The organism is Weissella sp. MSCH1 (assembly GCF_045799135.1).
Taxonomy (GTDB): Bacteria; Bacillota; Bacilli; order Lactobacillales; family Lactobacillaceae; genus Weissella.
Genome location: NZ_JBJMBA010000013.1, coordinates 1 through 3,857 on the forward strand (window position 1 = coordinate 1; position 3,857 = coordinate 3,857).

The following is a 3,857-nucleotide window of genomic DNA, read 5'->3' on the forward strand; positions in this document are numbered from 1 at the left end:
TGACCCTACACATTTGTTTCATCGAAACGATATTCAGTTTTCAACGACCTACTTAGTCGCCTTGACGACTTAATCTATATTACAGAAGAAAGAAGAAATTGTCAACAACTAATTTCAATCAATTTTCATACGTCGTTCACAAATATTTCATATCTCTGAGACGACTTAATATATAATACAGAATGCTTTTTAATATGTCAACAACTTTGTTGAAGCATATTTTTTGTTGCTTCCTTTCAAAAGACAACTTAAATATATTACCTCGTTCATAACACGAATGCAACCCCCAATTTTCAGAACTTTGCCTTACGCATTTTCTATACCGTGATATACTGGTAACAGTTATAAACGAAGTAAGGAAATATATATGGCAAATAAAGCAGAAAAGGTGGACGCAGCTGAATTCTTGGCAATGTTGCTACAATACAGTCGTGACTTCCACTATAATCACATCAACGTTAATGTTCGTTTGAATCGTAACCCCGCATACACACGTCAGGTAATGAATGTCATGTTGAAGCGTAACTCAAAGAAGTACGGTAACGACGAACGTCTATATGCATCAATGACCGCCGACGAAGCAACAAAGTTCCTCGCGTTAATCAATCAATTGAAGGAAGACATGTTTGCTTCTTTCGCTGATAAGATTACTTGGCACACCGATTTATTGGTACGTGAAGATCAAGAATTCGGTTATCGTCAAATTCGCGAACGCGATCAGTACAATAACCTAGAGTTTGAACTTTTGCTCTAATCTTATAAAAGCCCCTAGTTATTCAATAACTGGGGGCTTTTTTTGCGCGTAATCCTCATTTTAGTTTGGTACGCTGAACACAAATCAGAGAAAGGACACTTACCAATGTATAAGCAACTCTTTGTTTTCGGTAGTCGGTTACTTGGTCTCAATCATGTTTGGCAGTTATCTGGCCAAGCATTCTGGGAAGAGTTGGCCGAAAAACCTGCAATTGCAGCCGATCCGAGTGCGAAAATGCGCCGTGACTACGATATCAGCCACCACGACTACCTAGATATTATGGCCCCTCGTCGTTGCGATATTAAAACAACAACAGATATTGGCCTTTATCTACACGGCGGCGGCTTCATCGAACCGATTACTGCCTACCACTGGCATTTTATCAGTGATATCGTCAGTCATACTAATATACCGGTTGCAGTCTTAGACTATCCTCTCGTGCCAAACGCAAATTTGGATGACATTTACGAACGCATGCAAGACGCTATTTGGGAATTACATCATGACTTTCCTGAGGCTAACATTAGTTTAATTGGTGATAGCTCCGGCGCGCAATTAGCCTTAGGATATACACAATTAATTGAAGCTTTGCCTATTAGGAAAATCGTTGCTATCAGTCCTATGGTTGATATGACTTTATCTAATCCTGACATCAAAACAATTGCCAAACACGATCCAGTTCTATCCTTACCTGCGATGCCTGATGTCATTAAAGTCATTAGTGAACATCATAGCCTACAAGATGCCGTGGTATCACCGCTATATGGTAATTTTGATAACCAACGTATCTTACTTATTAGTGGTACACGTGATTTAACTAATCCTGACAACCGACTCTTTGCCAAAAAATTCGCGGCAAATGTGACTTACATTGAAGGAGAAGGATTACCACATGCCTATCCAATTTGGCCACTAACCCGGAACTCCTCGGTCAAGCGTGATATTTATGATTTTCTGATGGGGCAAACTGATGAAATATGATTTGAAAAAAGATGGTAAGCCAGAACTAAACAAAACCCGGCGTCCGGCCTTACTAACTGTACCTAGTCACTCTTATTTAGCAATCGTTGGCACCGGCGATCCAAACACCGTGAACTTTGGTGATCACATCGCCGCACTCTATGCGATTGCTTATCCAATCAAAATGGCTTATAAACAAATGTCCCCTCATGATAGTCACTATACTGACTATGTTGTGCCACCGCTCTGTGGCGATTGGTCCATCTCCGAAGCGGCAATTAACCGTGGAAACTGGGCCAAGACAGATTTCGTGTATACATTACGAATCATGATACCTGATTTTGTTCCCTTAGCATTAGCCAAAACGATTTTAGCAACTAAACAACAACAGACTGAAGACAATCTTGTACGAAAGGTTACTATCATTAGTCTGCCGGCACAAGAGGTTGTGCAAATGTTACACGTTGGTCCTTATGAAGAAGAACAAAGAACATTTGATTACTTAACAATGTTCTTAGAAGACCAGCAGTTACAGCGAACTTCCAAAGCGCACACTGAAATCTATTTAAGTGATGCTCGTCGAACTGCCCCCGATCGGCTTAAAACGATTCTGCAAATAAACGTTGCACCTAAATAAAGACCCCACCAACGCTTGCTACGTCAGTGGGGTCTTTATTTTTGCTATCGTAAGGGCTCACTATAAATAACAGTCAGCTCTTCCAAAACAACATGCAAACGCGTTAAGTCTAGTAACTCACCAGCTTCTGCAAACTCTGCTCTAAAAAATGGTTCATGAACTTGTCGCCAGTATGCCAAACTGCGATCACCTTCACCTTCTGCATAAGCATGGCGCTCATCAACATCAGCATACTTGCGCACTTCAACATTAGTCGTGCAAATAATTGCCACTGGTTCTCCTGCCCCGTTAAGCAAAACATCATAACCCTGCTTAGCAACCGGGATTGGTTCATTCTCAAGTTGATATAACTCATATGCGCTTGCCGTTGCAGTCTTAATACCTGTTAATGTCAAACGTGCCAAGTCATCAGCTTGCTGTGACCCTTTACCAAACGCCCAAGCTGAACCAAACACAGCCGTTGGTTCATTCATGTCCGTCTTAAATTGTTCCCAATATTTTGTAACGTTATCTGTCATGTTGTCCCCCTTAACCATTTCAGTCTACCAAATCCACCGATTTTATGCCTATTTGTGATTTGATTTTCAGTCAACAACAAAAAACTGAGCACGTCATGTTGTCGTGCTCAGTTTATAGACTGTCTGTTAATATGTCTAAGGCCTAATCGGCTGGTGCTTCAGGCACTGGATGCTGGGCCGTATACAAAGCAGCAATAATACCATGTGCAACAGATACGTTGAGTGAACGAACTGAGCCAGTTTGTGGAATGTAAATCATCGCATCCGCAGCTTGAATCAATTCATCAGCCAAACCAATTTGTTCTTCCCCAAACAAGAAAACACTTTTCTCCGGCAAGACTGTTTCAAACACGTTGTGTAATTCATAGCCCGGCGTATTATCAACCGCATAGATGGTATAACCTTCCGCGTGCCATTGATCAAATAATTTTTGATAATCCGTAATCTTGTGATGCGAAATGTGCTCGTAATGTTGCGCACCAACAGCTCCGGTCTTATTCCACTTCTTAGCGCCTTCTTCATTTTCCGGATCCATTGGATTTTCAGGATTTAAGAAGACAATCTCGCGCCCTGAAAATGCGTTGTGGTTACGGACAGCCGTTGCCTTATTGAAATCGTGAGTTAAATTTTGAAGCGCTGTAATCATATAACCACGCCGTTGGTCTAAAGCTTGCATGATATCTTCGTTCGTCATGCCTTTAAAATCATCACCCAAGTTACGGTAGTCAATCGCATTTTTTAAATCAATCTTGCTCATTTTTCTATATCTCTTTAACTGTATTTCTGTTCAAATTGTTAGTTAATGCACCCAATGTTTTGTGAGCGCATTTTCAGTCTACTTTATTTTAGACAAAAAGAAAACCACACCCGAGTTGGGTGTGGTTTCAAGTTGCATCGCGACGTCCTATCCTCGCAGGAAGCGATCCTCCAACTACTTTCGGCGCTATTGAGCTTAACTTCTGTGTTCGGTATGGGAACAGGTGTGACC

The 3,857-nt window shown here is 41.2% G+C and carries 5 protein-coding genes and 1 rRNA gene; 3 read left to right on the forward strand and 3 right to left on the reverse strand.

Annotated features, from left to right (window positions below):
* Nucleotides 1–367 precede the first annotated feature (367 nt).
* The 3 genes from ACJ28U_RS00300 to ACJ28U_RS00310 all read left to right on the forward strand — a co-directional run bounded on the left by ACJ28U_RS00300 (nt 368) and on the right by ACJ28U_RS00310 (nt 2,351).
* On the forward strand, nt 368–754 hold the full coding sequence (locus ACJ28U_RS00300) for a hypothetical protein (RefSeq protein ID WP_099087731.1): 387 nt from the start codon (nt 368–370) through the stop codon (nt 752–754).
* Nucleotides 755–859: 105 nt separating this feature from the next.
* A complete protein-coding gene (locus tag ACJ28U_RS00305; RefSeq protein ID WP_407618022.1) occupies nt 860–1,735 on the forward strand; it encodes an alpha/beta hydrolase fold domain-containing protein in 876 nt (291 codons plus the stop codon).
* Complete coding sequence (locus tag ACJ28U_RS00310) at nt 1,725–2,351, forward strand: GyrI-like domain-containing protein (RefSeq protein ID WP_407618023.1); 627 nt, start codon at nt 1,725–1,727, stop codon at nt 2,349–2,351. The genes ACJ28U_RS00305 and ACJ28U_RS00310 overlap by 11 nt, the downstream gene beginning before the upstream one ends.
* 44 nt (nt 2,352–2,395) lie before the next feature.
* Here ACJ28U_RS00310 and ACJ28U_RS00315 read toward each other — a convergent pair whose 3' ends face one another.
* The 3 genes from ACJ28U_RS00315 to rrf form a co-directional block, all read right to left on the reverse strand.
* On the reverse strand, nt 2,396–2,869 hold the full coding sequence (locus ACJ28U_RS00315; protein ID WP_010369827.1) for an ASCH domain-containing protein: 474 nt from the start codon (nt 2,867–2,869) through the stop codon (nt 2,396–2,398).
* Nucleotides 2,870–3,011: 142 nt separating this feature from the next.
* Nucleotides 3,012–3,626 carry a TrmH family RNA methyltransferase gene (locus tag ACJ28U_RS00320; RefSeq protein WP_407618024.1) on the reverse strand — a complete coding sequence of 205 codons (615 nt, stop codon included), beginning with the start codon at nt 3,624–3,626 and terminating at the stop codon, nt 3,012–3,014.
* A 134-nt stretch (nt 3,627–3,760) separates the two neighbouring features.
* A 5S ribosomal RNA gene (gene rrf / locus ACJ28U_RS00325) occupies nt 3,761–3,857 on the reverse strand; the annotation flags it as partial.

Coding starts and splice junctions, on each gene's coding strand:
- ACJ28U_RS00315 (WP_010369827.1), bottom strand. CDS start 2,869: ATGACAGATAACGTTACAAAATATTGGGAACAATTTAAGACGGACATG.
- ACJ28U_RS00305 (WP_407618022.1), top strand. CDS start 860: ATGTATAAGCAACTCTTTGTTTTCGGTAGTCGGTTACTTGGTCTCAAT.
- ACJ28U_RS00300 (WP_099087731.1), top strand. CDS start 368: ATGGCAAATAAAGCAGAAAAGGTGGACGCAGCTGAATTCTTGGCAATG.
- ACJ28U_RS00320 (WP_407618024.1), bottom strand. CDS start 3,626: ATGAGCAAGATTGATTTAAAAAATGCGATTGACTACCGTAACTTGGGT.
- ACJ28U_RS00310 (WP_407618023.1), top strand. CDS start 1,725: ATGAAATATGATTTGAAAAAAGATGGTAAGCCAGAACTAAACAAAACC.